We start from the raw sequence: 22329 nt of genomic DNA, 5'->3' as shown, positions 1-22329 counted from the left end.
GACGTTGGCATACCTCCTGCTGGCATCCTCACTATTCCGCAGCTTCGCGGGCAGCACCAAGCTGAGGCGATTGCGCTCGGGCACATTTTGTTCTTGCTTTGTGCCGGCAGCTATGCTAGAAAATCACTTAGGTGCTGATTCGCGCCAACGACCCGCCGCCGAGGCGGGTTTTTCATTTCTGGTCCCGCATGCCGTGTCCCAAAATCGCTGCGGCGTTTTGCCAAAACTGAATTCCAAAGCCGTGGCGTCATCACGCCACCCCTTTTCACCGCTTGGTGATGTGCTAGACCCTTCAAACCATCCGAAGCGAATTTTGCGGAGCCCGAGCATGGTCAAGACGCCGAAGATGCGGCATTCCAAGAGCCGCCGTGAGCCGGTGACCATCGAGCTCGAGCCCGGCGCCGTCTCGCGAGTCGCCGCCGAACAGGAAGCCGGCAAACAGCAGCCAGACAGTGCAGAGTCAGCGGGGGCGCAAACCGACGAGGCGAAAGCCGAGGAAGCGGCGAACGCCTCGCAGCCCGAGCCGCCTGAAGAGCCGGTGCATGCCGACCAGACCGATCTCGAGCCGTGGGAACATGCCGACGCAGCCGCGCCGGCCGGCACGCAAGAGCCGGCGGACGCCGGCGCCGATCCTACCAGGGAAACGGAAACCTCTTATCCCGCCGGTTCGGATGCGCCGGCCGGGCGCTCCACGGCCTCCGACTACAGTTTCGAAGATGCATCCAGCCCAACCGGGGCCAACGAACCGGGGATCCCAGGCTCCGGCGAGAAGACAGCTGAGGCGAGGGACGACCATATGGCAGCGCAGCCGAAGCGGAGCGGCATCAGCGGCATCGCCGCCGGTATTGTCGGCGGCGTCATCGCGCTCGCCGCCGCCGGCGGGCTGCAATTTGCTGGCCTGCTCGGTGCGCCGGGGTCGGGCGGCGTGTCGCTCGACGCGGTCAATGGCGAGATCGTTTCGCTGAAACGCGAGGTCGCGGACCTCAGACAGGCCGACGCCAACAATGACGCCTCGGCCAAGGTGGACGGGCTGTCGTCGGCGTTGGACCAGGTCAGGGCGGACGTCGCGGCGTTGAAGTCGGCCGTCGAACAAGGCGGCGCCGGCGACAATGCCGGGCTGGCGGCACTTGGCGACAAGGTCCGGCAGATCGAGCAGGCGGTCGCGGCCCTCGGCAAGGCCGGCGGCACGGTGCCGGTCGATCTCGGCCCGCTCAACGAAAGGCTGGCCGCGCTCGACGCCTTGGTGAAGTCAGCCGGCGAAACGGCAAAGGCGCAGGAAGGCCGGCTTGCGGCCCTGGAACAGTCGGTTTCCCAGCTCTCGGGCAAGGTCGATGCACAGGCTTCGCAGCCGAAGATCGCGCTGGCCATTGCCGCCTCGGCGCTCAAGGCTGCGCTCGACCGAGGTGCGCCGTTCGCAGCCGAACTCGAAACCTTTGCCGCGATCTCACCGGATGCGCCCGAGATCGCGACGCTGCGCACCTATGCCGAAAAGGGGGTGCCGACGCGGGCCGAGATTGCCGCCGAAGCGGACGCCGCCGCCAACTCCATGGTCGCGGCCGCAACGCCTGTCGACCAGAATGCCGGCATCCTGCAAAAGCTGCTGTCGAGCGCCGAATCGCTGGTCAAGGTCAGGCCGATCGGTGCCGTCGAAGGCACCGGCGTCCCGGAAATCGTTGCCCGCATGGAGGTCGCGGTCAATCAGGGTGACTACGCCAAGGCGCTCAGTGAATACGAAGCCCTGCCCGAGGCGGCCAAGGCCGCCGGCGCCGACTTTGCCGGGAAACTGAAAGCGCGGATGGAGGTCGAGACACAGATCGATTCGCTCATCGCCGGCGCGATGAAGGCGTGAGGAACCCAATGATCCGCATCCTCGCCTTCCTTGCCGTCGTCTTTGCGCTCGGGCTCGGCTTCGCCTGGCTGGCCGACCGGCCGGGTGAAATGCTCGTCACCTTCAACGGCTATCAATACCAGGTCAGCCTGATGGTCGCGGCGGTGGCGGTCGTGGCCGTGGTTGCCGCGGTGATGATCGTCTGGTGGCTGGTCAAGGCGCTGTGGAACAGTCCCTATACGATCTCGCGCTATTTCCGCGTGCGTCGCCGCGACCGCGGCTATCAGGCGCTGTCGACCGGGATGATCGCCGCTGGCGCCGGTGACGGCGCGCTCGCCCGCAAGAAGACCAAGGAAGCGGCAAAGCTGATCCGCTCCGACCAGGAGCCGCTGATCCAGCTGCTCGACGCGCAGGCCTCGCTCCTTGAAGGCGACCATGAAGGCGCCCGTGAAAAATTCGAGACCATGCTCGACGATCCCGAAATGCGGCTGCTCGGCCTGCGCGGGCTTTATCTCGAGGCCGAGCGGCTCGGCGACCGCAACGCGGCCCGCCACTATGCCGGCCGGGCAGCGGCGGTGGCGCCGCAACTGGCCTGGGCGGCCGAATCGACGTTGGAAGACCTGACCGGGCGTGGCGACTGGGATGGCGCGCTGAAACTGGTCGATGCCCAGAAGTCGACCCGGCAGATCGAGCGCGATGCGGCCAACCGGCGTCGCGCCGTGCTGCTGACCGCCAAGGCGCAGGCGCTGATCGACAGCGATGCCAATGCTGCAAGGGCGGCGGCGCTCGAAGCCAACCGGCTGCGGCCGGATTTCGCACCGGCGGCGGTCGTCGCGGCGAAATTGCTGTTTCGGCAGAACGACGTGCGCAAAGGCTCGAAAATCCTCGAGGCGGCGTGGAAGGCCGAGCCGCACCCGGAGATCGCGGAGCTCTATGTCCATGCCAGGCCGGGCGATGCCGTGCTCGACCGGCTGAACCGGGCAAAGAAGCTGCAGGAGCTGAAGAAGAATCATGCCGAGTCCTCGCTGGCCGTGGCGCGCGCCGCGCTCGATGCGCAGGATTTTGCAACCGCCCGCCGCGAGGCGGAAGCCGCCATCCGCATGGATCGCCGCGAAGGCGCCTATCTGCTGCTGGCCGACATCGAGGAGGCCGAGAGCGGTGACCAGGGCAAGGTGCGGCAGTTGCTGTCGAAGGCGGTGAGAGCGCCGCGCGACCCGGCCTGGGTCGCCGACGGCGTCGTCTCCGAACGCTGGGCTCCGGTATCGCCGATCACCGGCAGGCTCGACGCATTCGAATGGCGGGCGCCGATGGAGCGGCTCGGCCAGTTGATCGACAGCCATGAAGAGACTCCGGAGGGACCGATGCCGGCCATCGCGGCTCCAGCCAAGCCGGTACAGGAAACAGCCGAGGCGATCGAGCATACAGCCGTTGCTGCCGAGACACCGGGCACAGCGACCGAAGTGAGGACCGAAAACCGTGCCGCCGAGGATCATGTGACACCAATCACCGCGGCGGCGTTTGCCCAAGTGCCGGAAGATGCCGAGGCCGTCGAGCCGGCGCAGGAGCTGACGCGGCTGCCCGACGACCCCGGCGTCGATCCCGACGACGCGGCGGACAAATCGACGCGCCGGTTTCGTTTGTTCTGATAAGGGTCGAGTGGACCCGGATTTATTGGGAATGATTTAATGTTCGAACGCGTTTTGTCGTTTCTAAGGGATCTGCCGTCCGGTGGTGGCGCCAGCCCCAGCGCCGACGATCCGCGCGTTGCCGCGTCCGCCCTGCTTTTCCACGTGATGAACGCCGACGGGGTGCGCCAGGATACCGAATGGGAACGGTTCAAGAAGGTGCTGGCGGAAAGCTACTCGATCAGCGGCGACGAACTCGACGCTTTGGCGGCTGCCGGCGAGCGGGCCGACAATGAGGCGATCGACCTCTACGCCTTCACCAGCGTGCTCAAGCGCCATCTCGACGCCGAGGCGCGAAAGGCCTTCATCGGCCTGATGTGGGAGATCGTCTATGCCGATGGCGAGCTGCACGAACTCGAGGACAATACCGTCCGGCGGGTCGCCGAGCTGATCGGCGTCGAACGTCGCGACCGTGTCGAGGCGCGCCTCAAGGCGGCCGCCGCGGCTCCTGGTGCTGCCGGAACGTCAAGCGACGAATAGACAGGGTCCAGCCCTCCAATGCCGCCCAAGCCAAGTCCGAGACCAAAGATCCTGATCGTGCTGCATCAGGAGCATTCGAGCCCCGGACGGGTCGGCCATATACTTATCGAGGAAGGCTTCGACCTCGACATCCGCCGACCGCCGCTCGGCGAGGCCTTGCCGCAGACGCTGGATGGCCATGCCGGCGCCGTGGTGTTTGGCGGCCCGATGAGCGCCAATGACGGCGACGAGTTCGTCCGCCGCGAGACCGACTGGCTTAAGATTCCGCTCAACGAGAACCGGCCGCTGCTTGGCATCTGCCTCGGCGCGCAAATGCTGGTCAAGCATCTTGGCGGCAGGGTCGAGGGCCACGGCGAGGGCCTCGTCGAAATCGGCTGGTATCCGCTTAAGGCGACCGAAGCGGGCAGCAGGCTGATGCATTGGCCGGAGATGGTCTATCAATTCCATCGCGAGGGCTTTTCGCTGCCGAAGGACGCGACGCTTTTGGCGACGGCCGAAACCTATCCCAACCAGGCCTTCCGCTATGGCGACAATGCCTGGGGCATCCAGTTCCATGGCGAATTGACCCGGGCAATGATGCAGCGCTGGGTGGTGCGCGGCGCGCACCGCTTCGAATTGCCCGGCGCGCAGCCCGGCCGCGACCATCTCGGCGGCCGGCTGATCTGGGACATGCACCTCAAGCGCTGGCTCGGCGAGTTCCTGCCGATGATTTTCGGCAAGCCGGCGCTGCGGTAATCAGTTTCGCCCCCTGAGATGACGCACCTTGCGCAACTGCGGGAACAGCACCGCCCATAGGCCGGCAACAGCGATCGCCCCGACACCGCCGACCACCACGGCCGGAACCGTGCCGATCAGCGCGGCCATGGTGCCGGCGCGGAATTCGCCGAGCTCATTGGAGGCGCCGACAAACACCTGGTTGACGGCGTTGACGCGGCCGCGAACGTCGTCCGGCGTCCACAGCTGGATCAGCGTCTCGCGGATATAGACGCTGTACATGTCGGTGGCGCCAAGCAAGGCGAGAGCAGCGATCGACAGCCAGGTGATGGTCGAGAGGCCGAACAGGACGGTGAACGCGCCGAACAGCGCAACGAAGCCGAGCATGACAAGGCCGGCATGGTTGCGGATCGGGTGTCCGGCCAGCCAGATGGCGACGCAGATGGCGCCGACGCCGGGCGCCGAGCGCAACAGGCCGAGCCCCCACGGGCCGAGTTCGAGGATATCGCGCGCGTAGACCGGCAGCAGCGCCGAGGCGCCGGACAGGAGCACCGCGAACAGGTCGAGCGAAATCGCGCCGAGCACGATCTTTTCGCTCCAGATATAGCCGAAGCCGGCGAACAGGGTCTGTACCGTCGGCCTGTCGGTCCTGCTGCGCTGGGCAGGCTTCGGGATGGTGAAGATCAGCACGGCGGCAATGAGCATCAGCACGGCCGCTGTGGTGTAGGCAGCTTCGGCCGAAAGCCCATAGAGCAGGCCGCCGGCGACCGGCCCGACGATGGTTGCCGTCTGCCAGGCGGAAGAGTTCCAGGCGATGGCGTTGGCGAAATCCTCAGGCGGCACCAGATTGGCGAACAGCGATGACGAGGCCGGCCCGAAGAAGGCGCGCGCAATGCCGAACATGGCGAGCGCGATGAAGACCGGCATCGGCCCGGAGAGGCCGCGCAGCGTCAGCAGCAGGAGGGCCAAGGCGCAGCCCGCCTCGACCAGCACCGCCAGCGCCATGATCAGCCGGCGCCCGAAACGGTCGGCAACGTCGCCGGTGACCAGCACCAGCAGCAGCGAAGGCAGGAACTGGACGATGCCGACAAGGCCGAGGTCGAACGGGTCGCGGGTCAGATCGTAGATCTGCCAGCCGACGGCGACCGACACGATCTGGGTGGAGAATGTCGAGAGGAAGCGCGCCGCCCAATAGCTCAGGAACGGCCGGTGGCGAAAGGCGGCATAGCGCTGGTCGGATGGTACTTGGGATTCTGCGGTCATGGAATAAGGCCCCGTGGCGGCGATGTCGGCCGGCGGGGCACTTCCACGATGGGCGCTGGTCCGGCCAAGAGAGCCTTTAGCGCAGTTCGGCGCAAGGCGCGCGCAAAAATCCGGCCTGGATCAAGGAATTTCGGGCTACCATGCTAATTGCGTATGGCAAACGCGCTCGGCGGAGGTGGAGAGGTTATTTGGCGCACAGGTCGAGTTCCTTCGCGCCCCCCTCTGTCCTGCCGGACATCTCCCCCTCAAGGGGGGAGATTGGACGTCCCGACGGCTTTCGCCAACCTCCAGCGTCAAAGGCGATTCCTGCGTTTAAAGAGACGACTGGCGAGGTAGCCAATCTCCCCACTAGAGGGGGAGATGTCCGGCAGGACAGAGGGGGGCGCTGTCCCTCTGGTACCAAAAAATTCCGCACCTTCGCCACGCGGAGAAAGTCGCAGCATGGATACCAAGGTTTCCACGATGTCGCTTCGCTGGGGATAACGAAGCGCGCTCCCACGCCTGCCCACGTGGTATCGCTGAAGGATCAAACCTGCTCCCGCCTTGGTATCAAGCCGTCGCCTTGGCCTTCCTGCCCCGGCTCTTGACGGGCGCGGGCGGGGCGGCTTTGCGGCCGAGGCCGATCGCCTTGGCCAGCTGCGAACGCGAGGCCGCGTAGTTGGGAGCGACCATCGGGTAGTCCGACGGCAGGCCCCATTTGGCGCGGTAGGCGTCTGGCGTCAGCCCGAAATGAACGCCGATATGGCGCTTCAAGGATTTGAACTTCTTGCCGTCCTCGAGACAGATGATGTAGTCCGGCGTCACCGATTTCTTGGGATTGACGGCAGGCGTCAGCGGCGCGGCGACCGGCACTGCCGGTTGCCCCAGCCCACCTATGGAAGCGCTGACGCTGGCGATGAGATCGCCGAGGCCGGAAGCCGGCAAGCGGTTCTTCTCGACATATGCGGAGACGATATGGGCGGTCAGCTCGAGCAGGTCGATGTCTTTGCGAGCGTTGTTGTTGTCGTCGGTCAATCTATCTCTCCGTCCGTGGGGGTCGCAGAAATTCCTAGTCGGCAAATCTGCGCAATGCAATGACGCCGCGCCACGTCACACATTATTTTGAATAATAATACTAACGGCAGCGCGGGATTAACAACCCTGAGCCGGTGCTCGATAATATCAGACAATCAGCAATATCAGATAATCAGGGATTTGTCGCGCCACAGTCGAAATCCGCCTTCGAAGGCGCGTGTGTTGTCGCCGCGTCTGCAATCGGCGGGCAAGTCGGTGAGTTCATCGACATTGCCGCCGCCGATGACCACGTAATCCGGCTGCATGGCGGTGCGAAGCCGGTCGACCACGTCGAAGACGTATTTGCGCCATTTCTTCTTGCCGCGCTTTTGCAGCCCGCGTTCGCCGACATAGTCTTCGAAACTGCCGCGCTTCTTGTAGGGAAGATGGGCAAGCTCCATCGGCTGGGCGACGTTATCGACGATCATCGCGGCCCCCAGGCCGGTGCCGAGGCCAAGGAACAGCATGCGGCCGCCTTCATAACTGCCGACGGCCTGCATCAGCGCATCGTTGACGACCTTCACCGGCTTGCCGAACTCAGCGGCGAAATCGCAGCCGACCCAGCCTTTGCCGAGATTGGCCGGTTCGGTCAAAGGCCGGTTGTGGTGCACGGGACCCGGATAGCCCATCGAGACGACATCGTAGTGCAGCCCTTCGGCGAGCGTCTTCACCGCAGCGACCATCTGCTGCGGCGTCAGCTCCGGTCCGGAAGCGGTCTTGCGCTCCTCTGCGCCGGCGCTGGTGCGGATCTTGACGTGCGAGCCGCCGATGTCGATCGCAAGCACGATCTGTTCGGCGTCGGGTGCCGGTCGCTTCACCGCTTTGGCCATCGCTTTCGCCTCCCAGAAATCATTTCGCTGGATTGATCCAGCCGTTCGGCGGCCCGAATCCAGCCATGGCTTCGGCCGGCCCCCAGGTCTTTGGCGTGTAGACAGGCGGCGGCGTGGTGTCGCCGAGCACCGGGCCGACGATGCGCCAGGCGAGCTCGCTGGCGTCCTGGCGGGTGAACAACTGGCCGTTGCCGTTCATGGCGTCGCCGATCAACCGCTCGTAAGGCGGCATGTCGCCCTTCGAATCGTCGAGCGCGGTGAGCTCGACCTGTTCGCCGACCATGTCGTCGCCGGGTGCCTTGCGCCGGGCTCCGATCGAGATCGCCACTTGCGGATCGATGCGGAAGCGCACGTGATTGCATTCGCCGGGTTTGATCGGATCGAAGACGTCGAGCGGCGGCCGCTTCAGCCGCACGATGACCTCGGTGGCGTGCACCGGCAGGGATTTGCCGGCGCGGATGAAGAACGGCACATCCTGCCAGCGCCAGGTATCGACGAAAAAGCGCACCGCCGCGAAGGTCTCGACCGGCGAGTTCGGCGCGACGCCCGGCTCGTTGAGATAGCCGTCGAACTGGCCGCGCACGACATCGTCCCTGGTCAGCGTCCGGATCGCCCGCAGCACCTGGACCTTCTCGTCGATGAGATCGTCGGCCGAACGGCCGACCGGCGGCTCCATGGCGAGCAGCAAGAGGATATTGAGCAGATGGTTTTCGATGACGTCGCGGATGCAGCCGACCTCGTCGTAGAAGCGGCCGCGCCCCTCGACACCGAAATCCTCGGCCATGGTGATCTGCACGCTCTCGACGTAATTGCGGTTCCAGATCGGCTCGAGGAAGGAATTGGCGAAGCGGAAATAGAGCAGGTTCTGGATCGCCTCCTTGCCGAGATAATGGTCGATGCGGAAGATCGACTTTTCGTCGAAGACCAGATGCAGCACCCGGTTCAGCCAGCGCGCCGATTGCAGATCGTGGCCGAACGGCTTTTCGACCATCAGGCGCGCGCCCTGGGCGGCGCCCGACTGCTCCAGCCCCTGGACGACCACCTCGAACATGGCCGGCGGCACCGCCAGATAGTGCAGCGGCCGCTCAGCGCTGCCCAGCGCGGTCTTCAGCTTCTCGAAGGTCGCAGGCGCCCGGTAGTCACCGCTGACATAGCGAAGCAGCGAGGCAAGCCTGGCGAAGATCTTCTCGTCGATGCTGCCGATGGCATTGACGATACCGTCGCGGGCGCGCGCCTGCAGCTTGGCGAGGTCCCAGGGATCGAAGGCGACGCCGATCACCGGCTCGTTCAGCGTTCCCTTGGCCACCATGGCGTAGAGGGCGGGAAAGATCTTCTTGTGGGCGAGATCGCCGGTGGCGCCGAAAAGCACCAGCGTGTCGGACCGTTCCTGGCTCATGGGCGTGCCTCCCTGTCGCCCGTCACGAGCCGGCCTTCGGTTTTTCGACATGACCGCCAAAGGCATAGCGCATGGCGGACAGAAGCTTGTCGGCAAATTCGGACTCGCCTTGCGAGGAGAACCTGTCGAACAGCGCCGACGACAGCACCGGCGCCGGCACGCCGGTGTCGATCGCCGCCTTCAGCGTCCAGCGGCCTTCGCCGGAATCCGATACCCGCCCGCCGAACTGCGTCAGCGCTGAATCGGCCTTCAACACGCCTGCCGTCAGGTCGAGCAGCCACGAGCCGATGACGCTGCCATGGCGCCAGACCTCGGCCACTTCGGCGATGTCGATGTCGAACTGGTAGTATTGCGGGTTTTCCAGCGGGCTGGTTTCCGCGTCGGCGGTGCGCTGCCGTTTGCCGGCATTCGCCGACTTCAGGATGTTCATGCCCTCGGCGTAGGCGGCCATGACACCATATTCGATGCCGTTATGGACCATCTTGACGAAATGGCCGGCGCCGCTCGGCCCGCAATGCAGATAACCGAAGGGAGCGGTTCCGGCGTCCTTGCCAGGGGCAGGCGAAGCGGCGTCGGCGCCGGGCGCCAGCGTGGCGAAGATCGGATCGAGATGCTGGACCGCGCTGTCAGGGCCGCCGATCATCAGGCAGTAGCCGCGCTCGAGGCCCCAGACGCCGCCGCTGGTGCCGACATCGACATAGCTCAAGCCTTTCAAGGCCAGGCGCGCGGCGTGGTCGACGGCCTCATGATAATAGGAGTTGCCGCCGTCGATGATGATGTCGCCCGGCTCCATCAGGGCGGCCACCTGGTCGACGATCCGGCCGGTGATCGCCGCCGGCAGCATCAGCCAGGCGCTGCGCGGCTTCGTCAGCTTGCCGACGAAGTCCTCCATCGAGGCGGCTCCGACCGCGCCGGCGGTCACAAGCGCCGCGACGCTCGCCGGGTTGATGTCGTAGACGACGCATTCGTGGCCATCGCGCAGCAGGCGCCGAACCATGTTGGCGCCCATCCTGCCCAGTCCCATCATTCCTATCTGCATGGTCTCGTCCTGCCTTACTTGAGGGATCGATGATCTAGTGGCTGTGACGCATCGTCGATACCAACGGAAAAGTCGACATTCTCCCAACGGCCCGCATCGGACCAGAAGAATGTGAAGACAATGCTATTGCCCGGAGCGGCGTCGGCAACCGGCAACTCTGCGAGATGGATGCCGAAAAGGTTCGCGGCGGTCTCGGTGTCATGGACGGTTGCCCAATTGTCGCTGCTCCAATGAACCACCGCCCGGGCCAGAAGTTCGATGCGCAGCGCCTTGCCTGCCGGGATGGTACGGATCTTGTGGTTGAAGCGCCATGCCCTGAGGCGCGACACCGTTCTGCCCTCGATATAGCGCTTGACGCCCTGTGGCGGCATGTCGAAGACGGCGCCGTCGCGGAGCGAACGCAGCAGCTTGATGTGCTCGGAATGCGCCCAAACCAGCGGCTTGGCGCTGCCGGAGGGGCCGCCATGCCGCAATTCGCGCTCCGGCATGTCTGGACCATCCCAGACCTGCTCCGGCAGCAGGCCGCCCGGCCCGGCGGAGCCCTCAAACGTCGCGAGCAGGCTTGCCGCTTTGTCCTTGCGTCCCGCCGCCAGCTCGTAATGCGCGCGCTCGCCGACCAGCAGCGGCCCGGGCCGGCCCTGGCCGGTTCCATCGAAGGGCGCGCCGTCCGCATGCTCACCATAGCCGTCGCCGTTGTAGCGGTACCAGAGCGGCCCCTGCGGCAGCTCGCAACGCAATTGCGCGTCGATCACCTTGACCGTGTCTAGGATGCGCGGATCGTCGGCCGCCCTGAGGCCGAAACGGACCAGCGCCAGTGCATCGGGGCTGACGATCGCCTTGGCCGGCCGGTCCGTATCGGCCGGCGGGCGGTTCTTGATCGGGACGTAGCCGTCTTTCGGTGATGCCGCGCCGGCTTTGTCGGGCGGCGCAATGCGGACATAGTAGCCCTCGACGCCGGCTTCATCGCCCGAGGAGCTACCGGCGACGTAGGTCCAGCGCTCGATCTGATCGTTCCAGACATCGGCGGTTTCGCGCAGGTAGTTTGCCGGCTCTGTTTTGCCGACGGCATCGAACATGTCCGCAGCCGCTAGCAATGCGGCGATCTCGACGGCAAGCGTGAACGGGCTGTAGCCGGCGTCTTCTTCCCAGCGGTCTTCGCCGGTGACGGGGCCGTTGCGCACGACGTAGGAGGCCGCGCGCTCGATCATCGGCATGAAGGAGGAGAGTACCGCAGGCGGCAAATGCCCGGCGCGGCGCAGCGCGTCGGCGAGCAGCAGCGGGAAGGCGCATTCGTCCATCTGGATGCCCGACCAATAGGCCGAACCGTCGAGCCAGGCGTTCTGCGGCCAATGCCCGTCCGGCTGCTGGATCGAGCGCAGATAGCCAAGGATGCGCAAGGCTTCCGCCGGGTCGCCGGCGGCGAGGAAACCGCCGGCGGTTTCGACCAGATCGCGCGGCCAGACCAGGTGATAGCCGCCCAGATCGTCGTCGCCCTTGTTGAAGCCCCACGGGATCGACAGGCTGGCGACGGCTGCTCCGGTCGACGAGCGGTGTGCCGCCAGCACCGCAGTGCTGATGCGGTAGGGATTGAGGCCGGACGCCGCATCCCGGTCCAGCGGCAGCAAACCGGTCTGCCATTGGCGCCATTTTTGAACATAGGATCTGACCGCGGGCTCAAAACCTTGCCTCAGGCTGGCGAAAGCGGTTTCCGCCGCCTGTTGCGGTGTCGTGCCGAAGCCGAGCGCCAGCAATATTTTTGGATTCGCGGCCGAAAGGCCGATCTCGCCGGTCAGCGCGACATTGCCATCCTCGGCCCTGCGGCAGGCCGGATCGAGCCGGCCGCCTTGACGAAGCTGCTGCCAGCCGTCGGAGGCGCCGACATAGCCGGCCGAGCACGCCTTCCACGGCAGCGACGAGGCGAGCGCCAGGCAGACGCCGCGTCCCGATGCAAACAGGACAGGCTGTCCTTCATGGCCGTCGATCCAGGCGGTGTTGCCCATGCCGGCGTTGACGAGGTGCGGCGCCAGCAGCGCGTAGACGCGGTAGTCGGCGGCCGCGCCTTTGAGCGGCGTGAAAATGATCTCCTGCAGCACGACGGGAGGTTCCGGATCCGTAATGATCCGCTTTTGGATCCGGTAGCTTCCATCGGCCGCGGTGTTGACCAGCCGATAGGCAGGCACCCCGTCCTCGAGTGGTTCGATGCTGTGCTCGGCGTCGCGCTTTTCTTCCGAGAAATAGCCATCGGGTCCGGTGACGATCAACCCCAGATCGCGGGTGCAGGCGCTGTCGAGGCGGGGATAGTAGATCTCGTTGAGAATACCGTGACTGATGGTGAACCAGATCGGGCAGGCCGGCGAGAGCGCAGTGCCGACGCCGCTCTTGGCGCTCGAGGTCCAGCGCGCCGGAATGCCGGGTGCACCCGGGGCAAGGTTCGCTGCCATTCAATCGGTCTCCAGTGCCATCCCTAGACCAGGAGCCGAACCGTTTACAATGATTGCACCGCAAGTTGCTCGCCGGCCATGGATTGCTGTTGACAGCTTGTCGCCCATCTGCATTTGTCTGATAATAGATAAAAAACAGCGTTGTGAGCGTATCAGCCATCAGCCAGCCATTAGCCACCAGTAAGACAGCAACTCACGGGAGGAGTATGACATGAAGAAAATATTCGTTTTGGGCGCCCTTGCGGCGATGCTCGCCTCGGGCACCGCGCTTGCCGACACCAGCGGCAAGAAAATCGCCTTCTCCAACAATTACGCCGGCAATTCCTGGCGGCAGGCGATGCTGGACAGCTACGCCATCGTCACCAAGAAGGCGGTTGCCGACAAGGTGGTCGGCGCCGCGGACGTCTTCACGACGGCCGACAAGGAAGTGCCGACGCAGGCAGCCCAAGTGCAGAACCTGATCCTGCAGGGGTATGATGCCATCGTCATCAACGCGGCGTCTCCGGATGCCCTCAACGGCGCCATCAAGCAGGCCTGCGACGCCGGCATCGTCGTCGTCTCGTTCGACGGCATCGTCACCGAACCCTGCGCCTACCGCGTCGTCGTCGACTTCAAGGACATGGGCAAGCAGGAAGTCGAACAGATGGCCAAGTTCCAGCCCAAGGGTGGCAATCTCCTGGAAATCCGCGGTCTCGCCGGCACCTCGATCGACGACGCCATCCACGCCGGCATCCTCGAGGGTGTCGCTGCCCATCCCGAGTTCAAGATCGTCGGCTCGGTGACCGGCGACTGGGACCAGACAACGGCACAGAAAGCCGTCGCAACGATCCTGCCGTCGCTGCCGGATGTGGTCGGGGTGGTCGACCAGGGCGGTGACGGCTACGGCGCGGCGCAGGCTTTCGCCGCCGCCGGCAAGCCGCGCCCGACCATCATCATGGGCAATCGCCAGGACGAATTGCAGTGGTGGAAGGAGCAGAAGGAAAAGGACGGTTACCAGACCTGGTCGGCATCGATCGCACCGGGCGTATCGACGCTTGCGTTCTGGGTGGCGCAGCAGGTGCTCGACGGCCGCACCGACGTGCCGCACGACTTGCTGGTTCCCTATCTTGCCTTCACACAGGATGATTTCGAGGCCGCGCTGCCGAAGATTCCGAAGGGCGGCGTCGCCAGCCACGAATACACGCAGGAAGACGCCATCGCCGCGATCAAGGCCAACATCAAGTGAGCATGGCACTATTGTTGCCGCCACGGATAACCGGGTATCGTTGAGGGATGTCCGAGGCCAATGCAGACATCATCATGCCGGACGGCGCCGAAAAGCTTTTCGGCGCCGTCAGTTTGGACATCATAAGACTGGACGGAGCCGAAAAACATTTCGGCGCCGTCAGGGCGCTCGCCGGTGTCGATTTCAGCGTTCGTGCCGGAGAATGCGTCGGTCTCGTCGGCCATAACGGCGCCGGAAAATCGACGCTCATGCATATGGTGGCGGGCACGCTTGCCCCCGACAGCGGGCAGATCGCGGTCCGCGGGGGTGTCGAGGCAAGTTATTCGGTGCCGCGCGCACAGCAGCTCGGCATACGTTGTGTTTTCCAGGAACTGTCGCTCTGCCCGAACCTCAGCGTCGCAGAGAACACGCGGATCAACCACGCGTCGCTTAATGGCTTCGGCTGGCGGCGCAAGGCGGCCGATCTGATCGCCGCCAAGCTCGACGAGATATTCCCCGGCCACAGCATCTCGGCATCCGACATCGTCGGTGATCTTTCCATCACCAGCCGGCAAATGGTGGAGGTGGCGCGCGCCTTCACGGTCACGCAGGAGCCGCTCGAACTGGTCATCCTCGACGAGCCGACGTCCTCGCTCGATGCGCATACCGCCGGCCAGCTGCTGGCGTTCGTGCGCCGCTTCGTAGCCGCCGGCAAGAGCTGCATCCTGATCTCGCATGTGCTCGGCGAAGTGCTCGGAAATGCCGACCGCATCGTCGTGATGCGCGACGGCAAGGTCGTCGCCGCCGGGCAGGCCGATCAATTCGACCGCGACAGGCTGGTGACGGCGATGGGCGGAGCTGCGGCACGCGAGAAGGCCGCCGCAGAGATTGCGAGCGGCAAGCCGGAGCCCGGTCCGCTGCGGGTCCGGGCGCGGCCGGCGCGACAGCAGGACGGCAACGAGCTCGTCGCCCGTGCCGGTGAGATCATCGGGCTTGCCGGACTTGCCGGGCATGGGCAGACCGATCTTTTGCTGGCGATCTTTGCTGCGGCTTCCCGCGCCAGGACCGGCATCGAGGTCACCGCCCCGGTGGCGCTGGTTGCCGGCGACCGCCAGTCGGACGGGATTTTTCCGCAATGGTCGATCGCCGAGAACATCGGCATCCGTTCGCTGGCGCGATTGCGCAACGGCCTCTTGATCTCGCCGCAGCGGGAAGCCGAGCTCGCCGAGCTGTGGCAGCGGAAAATCGGCATCCGTACGCCCGACATGAACAACAACATCTTCTCGCTGTCCGGCGGCAACCAGCAGAAGGCGCTGTTCGCGCGGGCGCTCGGCTCCGACGCCAAGATCGTGCTGATGGACGATCCGATGCGCGGCGTCGACATCGGAACCAAGCTCGAAGTCTACGACCTGGTGCGCGAAGAGGCTCGCCATGGCCGCACTTTCCTCTGGTACACCACCGAAACCGAAGAGCTTGACAATTGCGACCATATCTATGTGTTCAAGAACGGCCGCATTGTCGCCAACCTTCGTCGCGACGAACTGACGGAGGAAAAAATCATCCAGTCGTCGTTCGGCGAGGCGGCCTGAGATGACAGCGGCATCCGTCGAGAATGGGCTAAGATCTTCGGCTCGCGCCACGAGGCGGGCGCGTACGCTGCGCAGCCTGCTGCCGGCACTGTCGCTGGCGCTGGTGCTCATCGCCATCGCCTGGCTCAACCCGCGCGCCATCAGCTATTTCGGCTTCAGCCTGATGCTCAATCTGGCGATCCCGATCGCACTGGCGACGATCGCGCAGATGTTCGTCATCGCCGGCAACGAGCTCGATCTGTCGATCGGCACCTTTGTCGGCTTCGTCGGCTGTGTGACGGCGACGTGGCTGAAGGACGCGCCGCTGCTCGGCGTCGTCATCCTGCTCGGGTCGATCGGCGTCTACGCGCTGCTCGGCGCGCTGATCCACCTGCGCAACCTGCCCTCTATCGTGGTGACGCTCGGCATGAGTTTCGTCTGGCAGGGTATGGCCATCCTCATCCTGCCCAAGCCCGGCGGCAAGGCGCCGGACTGGCTGCTGGCGCTGATGGCCTTCAAGCCACCCTTCATTCCGTTCCCGATCATCGCGGCATTGCTGATCGCGGCCGTCGTCCACTTTGGCCTGATGCGCACCTCCTATGGCGTCATCCTGCGTGGATCGGGCGGCAATTCAGCCGCACTCAAGCGCGCCGGCTGGTCGCTGCTGCGCACCAAGATCGCGCTGTTTGCGCTGACCGGCCTGTTCGGCGTTCTGTCCGGCATGGCGCTGATCGGCATCACCACCTCGGCCGATGCCAATATCGGCAATGGCTACACACTGCTTTCGATCGCCGGCGTCATCCTCGGCGGCGGCGAGTTCGTCGGCGGCCGGGTGTCGCCGATCGGCGCCGTCATCGGCGCGCTGACGCTGGCGCTGGCCGCATCGCCGCTCTTGACCTTCATGCACATTCCGCCCGACTGGCAGGTCGCCGCCAATGGCGCCATCCTGATCATCGTGCTGGCAGCGCGGGTGCTGATCAGCCGCAGGGAGAGGTGAGCATGGCTTCGCTGCGGACACTGCTCGCCAGACCCTGGATCTGGTCATTCTTCGGGGCGCTGCTGGTGTGGCTGGCGACCATCGCCTTCACCGGCGGCTATGGCGGCGGCGGCATGATCACGGCGGCGCTGTCGCTCGCCGTCTTCACCGTCATTGTCGGCGTCGGGCAGATGTTCGTCATCACGCTCGGGCCGGGCAATGTCGACCTGTCGCTGCCGGCCAATATCGGCCTTGCCAGCGCCGTCGCCATGAAAGTCATGGACGGCAATGATGCGATGATCGCGGTCGGGCTGCTGGCCGCGCTTGCCTGCGGCATGGCGATCGGCGCCGTCAACTACCTTCTGATATGGGCGCTGCGCATTCCACCGATCATCGCGACGCTGTCGGCCAGCTTCGTCATCCAGTCGGTCGATATCAGCTACGGGCGAGGCCTGCAGATCAAACCGCCACCGGGCTTTGCCGACTTCACCAACTGGCAGGTGTTCGGCATCCCGGTGCTGGCGATCCTCACCGTGCTGTTCACCATCGGCGCCGGCATCGTTTTGCAGCGCATGATCTACGGACGCTCGGTGCTGGCGATCGGCCAGAACATTCGCGCCGCCTGGCTGGCCGGCGTCAATGTCGGCCGCACCCGCTTCCTCACCTACACGCTGTCGGGCGCGCTTGGCGGCCTCGACGGTGCATTGCTCGCCGGCTATTTCCGCGGCGCCAATGTCGATATCGGCAATGAGTATCTGCTGGCCTCGATCGCGGTCGTCGTCATCGGCGGCACGTCGGTAGCTGGCGGCAAGGCCAATGTGCCGGGGGTCTGGGGCGCGGCGCTGTTTCTCGTGCTGCTGTTGACCATGCTCAACACATTCGGCGTCAGCGTCGGCGTCCGCCTGGTGCTGACAGGGCTGATCATCGTCGGCGTCATCACCGCCGCCGGTGGGCAGAAGGCGCTGCGCTAAGGCAAGGCACCCGGCGGCGAGGGGATAACGATCCGGCCCGCAAAACACGTGGTTCCCATCCGCATGCCAGCGCTGTAAATCCCGTCGCGCTATTGGCCAACATCGTTGTATGAGGTTTGCGTGTCCGATTTCGTCAGCACCACAAGGCATGGCAAAGTCGCGGTGGTGATCATCGACAATCCGCCGGTCAACGCGCTGAGCTTCCATGTGCGCGAGCCGTTGATGCGGGCGCTCGTTTCCCTGCGGGACGAGCCGTCGGTCGGAGCAATCGTGATCGCCTGCGCCGGGCGGACCTTCGTCGCCGGCGCCGATATCACCGAATTCGGCAGACCGGCGCAGCAGCCGGAATTGCGCGCTATTGTCGCCGTGCTGGAAACTATCACCAAGCCGACGGTCGCAGCCATTCACGGCACTGCGCTCGGCGGCGGCCTGGAACTGGCGCTCGGCTGCCTTTTCCGTGTTGCCGACCGAACGGCAAGGCTCGGCCTGCCGGAAGTCAAGCTTGGCCTGCTGCCGGGCGGCGGCGGCACGGTTCGCCTGCCGCGCCTGGTTGGTCCGCTAAAGGCACTCAGCATGATCGTTTCGGGAACGCCGATCGGTGCTGCCGAGGCGCGCGCCGACGGCCTGGTGGATGCCGTCTTCGATGGCGACCTGATCGCGAAAGCGGTGAGTTTCGCCAGCGAAACGGCCGCGAAAGGCGGTCCGTTCACGCCCGTGCGCGACCGCAATGATCGCCTCGACCAGGCCGACTTGCCGGTTTTCGACAAGCAGGCGGCAGCGTTTTCCAAAAAAGTACGCGGCCTCGAGGCGCCGATCGCCTGTGCGCAGTCGGTCCGCAACGCCCTGACGCAGCCCTTCGACGAAGCGCTGGCGGCGGAGCGCGACCTGTTCCTCAAGCTTGTCGCCGGTGACCAGTCGCGCGCGCAGCGGCATCTGTTCTTCGCTGAACGTGAGGCGGCAAAGGTTGCCGGCAAGGATGTCGTCAGGCGCAAGATCGCCCGGGTCGGCGTCATCGGCGCCGGCACCATGGGCGGCGGCATCGCCATGGCGTTCGCCAATAGCGGTCTTCCCGTGACCTTGCTGGAGACGACGCAGGAAGCATTGCAACGCGGACTGACGACGATCGACAAAAATTATGCCGTTTCCGTTATCCGCGGATCGCTGAGCGAAGACGCCAAGCGCGAGCGGCTGGATTTGTTCAGGGGCAGCACCGACTATGCCGACCTCGCCGATTGCGACCTGATCGTCGAGGCCGTGTTCGAGGAGATGGCGGTCAAGAAGGATGTCTTCGGCAGGCTCGATGCGGTGGCCAAACCGGGCGCGATCCTCGCCACCAACACCTCCTATCTCGACGTCGACGAGATCGCCGGTTCGACGTCGCGGCCGCAAGATCTCCTCGGCATGCATTTCTTTTCGCCGGCTAACGTCATGAAGCTTTTGGAAATCATCCGCGCCGACAAGACTTCGCCCGACGTGCTGGCGACCATCGTCGATCTGGCACGGCGGATCGGCAAGGTGCCGGTCGTTGTCGGCGTCTGCCACGGCTTCGTCGGCAACCGCATGCTGGCGGCGCGGGGTTCGGAACTGGAGACGCTTCTGCTGGAAGGCGCCATGCCGCGCCAGGTCGACCAGGTGTTCACCGATTTCGGCTGGCCGATGGGGCCGTTCGAGATGAGCGATCTCGCCGGCCTCGACATAGGCTGGCGCAACCGCAAGGCGCGTGGCCAGACGGCCGTGATCGCCGATGCGTTGTGCGAACAGGGACATTTCGGCCAGAAGACCGGCAGCGGCTTCTATCGTTATGAGAACGGTTCGCGCACGCCGCTGCCCGATCCCGAGGTCGAGACGCTGATCCGCAACAAAGCTGCCGAACGCGGCATTGCACCGCGGCCAATCGGCGCCGAGGAGATCATCGAGCGGACGCTCTATCCGATGATCAACGAGGGCGTCAAAATCCTCGAGGAAAAGATTGCCGCCCGCGCCTCCGATATCGATGTCGTCTGGGTCAACGGCTACGGCTTCCCGATCGGCAAGGGCGGTCCGATGTTCTGGGCAAGCCTCGAAGGCGTGGACAAGATCATCCGGCGGCTGGATCACTGGCACCAGCGGACCGGCAAGGACGTCTTTCGGGTGGCGCCCCGGCTCAGACAGATGGCCGAAACCGGTTCCTGGAACGGCGGCTAGTATCAACGCCGGCCAGGCGCTGGTGATCGACGGCGGTGAAAGCATCGGCTGATCCGCCGCTCCCGGCGGGCGGCAGCTGTAATTGTCTTTGGCCTAACGGCCGGCGGCAAGATGTGCTTTCGTCTCAAGGAAAATGCGGCCAACATGGCTGGGCCGGGAGCAGAAATCATCAGCGCAAACGGGAAGGCTGCATAATGGCCGAGGCCTATATCTGCGACTACATCCGCACGCCGATCGGACGCTTCGGCGGTTCGTTGTCGGCGGTGCGTGCCGACGATCTCGGCGCTATCCCTTTGAAGGCGCTGGTCGAGCGCAACCCCGGCATCGACTGGGCTGCCGTCGACGATGTCATCTATGGCTGCGCCAATCAGGCCGGCGAGGACAACCGCAATGTGGCGAGGATGTCCCTGCTGCTGGCCGGCCTGCCGAAGGAGGTTCCCGGCTCGACCGTCAACCGGCTGTGCGGCTCCGGCATGGACGCCGTCATCATTGCCGCGCGCGCCATCAAAGCCGGCGAGGCAGAGCTGATGATAGCAGGCGGCGTCGAATCGATGAGCCGTGCTCCGTTCGTGCTGCCTAAGGCCGAGACCGCCTTTTCGCGCAATGCCGAGATTTACGACACCACGATCGGCTGGCGCTTCATCAATCCGCTGATGAAGAAGCAATACGGCGTCGATTCGATGCCGGAGACCGGCGAGAACGTGGCGGAAGAGTTCGCTGTCTCCCGCGCAGACCAGGATGCGTTTGCCGTGCGCAGCCAGGACAAGGCAATCGCCGCGCAAGCCAATGGTCGGCTGGCGAAGGAAATCACGCCGGTGACGATCGCGCAGCGCAAGGGCGATGCGGTGGTCGTATCAAAGGACGAGCATCCGCGAGCAGGCATGACGATCGAAGCGTTGGCCAAGTTGCCGACGCCGTTCCGGCAAGGCGGCACGGTTACGGCCGGCAATGCGTCGGGCGTCAATGACGGCGCCGCAGCGCTGATCGTCGCCTCGGAAGCCGCCGTGGAAAGATACGGGTTGACGCCGATCGCTCGTATTCTCGGTGGTGCCACCGCCGGCGTGGCGCCGCGCATTATGGGCATTGGCCCGGTGCCGGCCACGCAAAAGCTATGCGCCCGGCTCGGGCTGGAGCCGCGACAATTCGATGTCATCGAGGTCAACGAGGCCTTTGCCTCGCAAGGCATTGCCGTGCTGCGCCAACTCGGCATTGCCGAGGATGCGGAGCACGTCAACCCCAATGGCGGCGCCATCGCGCTCGGCCATCCGCTCGGCATGTCCGGGGCGCGCATCACGGGCACGGCGGCGCTGGAGCTGCGCGAACGCGGCGGCCGCTACGGCCTCGCGACCATGTGCATCGGGGTCGGCCAGGGGATCGCGGTGGCGCTCGAGAGATTGTGAGCAAGCAGCTCCGGTCGTTCTAAAGCTGCGATTACACGAACGTTTACAGCAGTTCCGCCCGGCCAAATTTGACCATGTGGACAAAAGCCGGGCACCGTTCCATAGTTCCTTCGCCGATATTCCAGAGAAGAGAGCCGGCTCGACACGGCGCCAATCAGAGGGGCATGCAATGGACAACGGGAAGAGCAGAATCCAATCGAAACGCGAAGGGCTTTCGCGACGCAACGTGCTGGAGCTGGGCGCGCTCGGCCTGGCGGCGGCGATGCTGCCGGACAGCGCCTTCGCCAAGACCAAGAAACTGAAAGTGGCGGCGATCTTCGCCACGCCGATCGAGGAGCCGTGGGACAACCAGATCCATGTCGCCCTGCAGAAGGCCGAGAAGGAACTCGGCATCGAATACAAATGGTCGGAGAAGGTGCAGACCGCCGATTTCAGCCGTGTCATGCGCGAATATGCGCAGGGCGGCTATGAGCTGGTGCTGGGCGATGCCTTCGCCGCCGAGCGCGAATCGCGCAGGACCGCCAAGCAATTCCCAAAGACCGCCTTCCTGTTCGGCTCCGGCGCCGGGCCGGCCGAGCCGAATTTCGGGGTTTTCGACAACTGGATCCACGAGCCGGCCTATCTGTCCGGCATGATTGCCGGAAAAATGTCGAAATCGGGCACGATTGGCGCCGTCGCGGCGATGGGCATTCCGGAAGTGAACCGGCTGGTCAACGCCTTCTTTGCCGGTGCCAAGGAGGTCAATCCCAACATCAAGAAGAAGGTCGCCTTCATCGGCTCGTTCTTCGATCCGCCGAAGGCAAAGGAAGCTGCTGTCGCCCAGATCGACGCCGGCGTCGACGTCATCTATGCCGAGCGCTTTGGCGTCATCGAAGCGGCGGTCGAGAAGAAGATCCTCGCTATCTCCAACATGTCGGACCAATCGAGCCTCGGCCCCGACACGGTGATCACCGGGCCGGTCTGGGACATGTATCCGACGGTTGAGCAGGCAATCAAGCTGGTCAAGGCCGGCGTCTTTACGGCGCAGGATTACGGTGATTTCTCGCGCATGGCCAAGGGCGGCTCCTACCTCGCGCCCTATCACAAGTTCGACAAGACGCTGCCGGCCGAGGTCAAGGACTTGGTCGAAAAGAAGAAGGCCGAAATCCTCGACGGCAATTTCCGTGTCGATGTCGATGAGAATACGCCGGTCTCGGACTGAGCGGCGCATCCCTCCCTCGAGGGGAGGGTGGCCCGCAGGGCCGGGTGGGGTTCTCGGCGACGCGCTCCATCTTTTTCGGTCTAAACGTCGAGGCGG

Annotated in this window: 17 protein-coding genes; 11 read left to right on the top strand and 6 right to left on the bottom strand. The window is 64.9% G+C overall.

What is annotated here, in order from left to right; translation table 11 throughout:
- The first annotated feature begins 328 nt into the window (after positions 1–328).
- Genes NKH98_RS03900 through NKH98_RS03885 form a run of 4 tightly spaced genes read left to right on the top strand, consistent with a single transcriptional unit; the run spans position 329 to position 4728 of the window.
- On the top strand, positions 329–1849 hold the full coding sequence (locus NKH98_RS03900) for a COG4223 family protein (protein ID WP_352896741.1): 1521 nt from the start codon (positions 329–331) through the stop codon (positions 1847–1849).
- Between the two features lie 8 nt (positions 1850–1857).
- Positions 1858–3474, top strand: coding sequence for a heme biosynthesis protein HemY (locus NKH98_RS03895; protein ID WP_254817793.1), 1617 nt, complete (start codon positions 1858–1860; stop codon positions 3472–3474).
- A gap of 39 nt (positions 3475–3513) precedes the next feature.
- The gene (locus tag NKH98_RS03890; protein WP_352896740.1) at positions 3514–3993 is read left to right on the top strand and encodes a tellurite resistance TerB family protein; all 480 of its coding nucleotides are present in this window, start codon (positions 3514–3516) and stop codon (positions 3991–3993) included.
- Positions 3994–4011: 18 nt separating this feature from the next.
- Positions 4012–4728: a glutamine amidotransferase gene (locus NKH98_RS03885; protein ID WP_352801473.1), complete on the top strand. Its 717-nt coding sequence runs from the start codon at positions 4012–4014 to the stop codon at positions 4726–4728.
- On the opposite strand, the gene NKH98_RS03880 is transcribed toward NKH98_RS03885, so the two are convergent.
- The 6 genes from NKH98_RS03880 to NKH98_RS03855 form a co-directional block, all read right to left on the bottom strand.
- Entirely contained in the window at positions 4729–5970 is a 1242-nt protein-coding gene (locus tag NKH98_RS03880; protein ID WP_352896738.1) for an MFS transporter, read from the bottom strand. It lies immediately after the preceding gene.
- A gap of 549 nt (positions 5971–6519) precedes the next feature.
- The gene (locus NKH98_RS03875) at positions 6520–6984 is read right to left on the bottom strand and encodes a Ros/MucR family transcriptional regulator (RefSeq protein ID WP_352479997.1); all 465 of its coding nucleotides are present in this window, start codon (positions 6982–6984) and stop codon (positions 6520–6522) included.
- A gap of 164 nt (positions 6985–7148) precedes the next feature.
- Positions 7149–7853: an ROK family protein gene (locus NKH98_RS03870; protein ID WP_352509110.1), complete on the bottom strand. Its 705-nt coding sequence runs from the start codon at positions 7851–7853 to the stop codon at positions 7149–7151.
- A gap of 19 nt (positions 7854–7872) precedes the next feature.
- Positions 7873–9249, bottom strand: coding sequence for a glucose-6-phosphate dehydrogenase (zwf, locus tag NKH98_RS03865; RefSeq protein WP_352896736.1), 1377 nt, complete (start codon positions 9247–9249; stop codon positions 7873–7875).
- A gap of 22 nt (positions 9250–9271) precedes the next feature.
- The gene (gene gnd, locus NKH98_RS03860; protein WP_352649406.1) at positions 9272–10288 is read right to left on the bottom strand and encodes a phosphogluconate dehydrogenase (NAD(+)-dependent, decarboxylating); all 1017 of its coding nucleotides are present in this window, start codon (positions 10286–10288) and stop codon (positions 9272–9274) included.
- 14 nt (positions 10289–10302) lie between these two features.
- Positions 10303–12729, bottom strand: coding sequence for a glucan 1,4-alpha-glucosidase (locus tag NKH98_RS03855; protein ID WP_352896734.1), 2427 nt, complete (start codon positions 12727–12729; stop codon positions 10303–10305).
- A gap of 211 nt (positions 12730–12940) precedes the next feature.
- On the opposite strand from NKH98_RS03855, the gene NKH98_RS03850 reads away from it, so the two are divergent.
- From NKH98_RS03850 to NKH98_RS03820, 7 genes are all read left to right on the top strand, one after another.
- Complete coding sequence (locus NKH98_RS03850; RefSeq protein WP_254817784.1) at positions 12941–13954, top strand: ABC transporter substrate-binding protein; 1014 nt, start codon at positions 12941–12943, stop codon at positions 13952–13954.
- 74 nt (positions 13955–14028) lie between these two features.
- Positions 14029–15522 carry a sugar ABC transporter ATP-binding protein gene (locus tag NKH98_RS03845; protein ID WP_352480036.1) on the top strand — a complete coding sequence of 498 codons (1494 nt, stop codon included), beginning with the start codon at positions 14029–14031 and terminating at the stop codon, positions 15520–15522.
- Between the two features lies 1 nt (position 15523).
- On the top strand, positions 15524–16498 hold the full coding sequence (locus NKH98_RS03840; protein ID WP_352801478.1) for an ABC transporter permease: 975 nt from the start codon (positions 15524–15526) through the stop codon (positions 16496–16498).
- A 2-nt stretch (positions 16499–16500) separates the two neighbouring features.
- On the top strand, positions 16501–17448 hold the full coding sequence (locus NKH98_RS03835) for an ABC transporter permease (RefSeq protein ID WP_023678189.1): 948 nt from the start codon (positions 16501–16503) through the stop codon (positions 17446–17448).
- A gap of 120 nt (positions 17449–17568) precedes the next feature.
- Positions 17569–19632 carry a 3-hydroxyacyl-CoA dehydrogenase NAD-binding domain-containing protein gene (locus NKH98_RS03830; protein ID WP_352896732.1) on the top strand — a complete coding sequence of 688 codons (2064 nt, stop codon included), beginning with the start codon at positions 17569–17571 and terminating at the stop codon, positions 19630–19632.
- Positions 19633–19826: 194 nt separating this feature from the next.
- Positions 19827–21032: a 3-oxoadipyl-CoA thiolase gene (pcaF, locus tag NKH98_RS03825; protein ID WP_352896730.1), complete on the top strand. Its 1206-nt coding sequence runs from the start codon at positions 19827–19829 to the stop codon at positions 21030–21032.
- A gap of 169 nt (positions 21033–21201) precedes the next feature.
- Entirely contained in the window at positions 21202–22233 is a 1032-nt protein-coding gene (locus tag NKH98_RS03820; protein WP_352701273.1) for a BMP family protein, read from the top strand.
- Positions 22234–22329 lie beyond the last annotated feature (96 nt).

The organism is Mesorhizobium sp. M0833, assembly GCF_040319905.1.
GTDB lineage: Bacteria > Pseudomonadota > Alphaproteobacteria > Rhizobiales > Rhizobiaceae > Mesorhizobium.
Note: the sequence above shows the minus strand (reverse complement) of the source record. Positions and strands in the feature narration are given on the sequence as shown.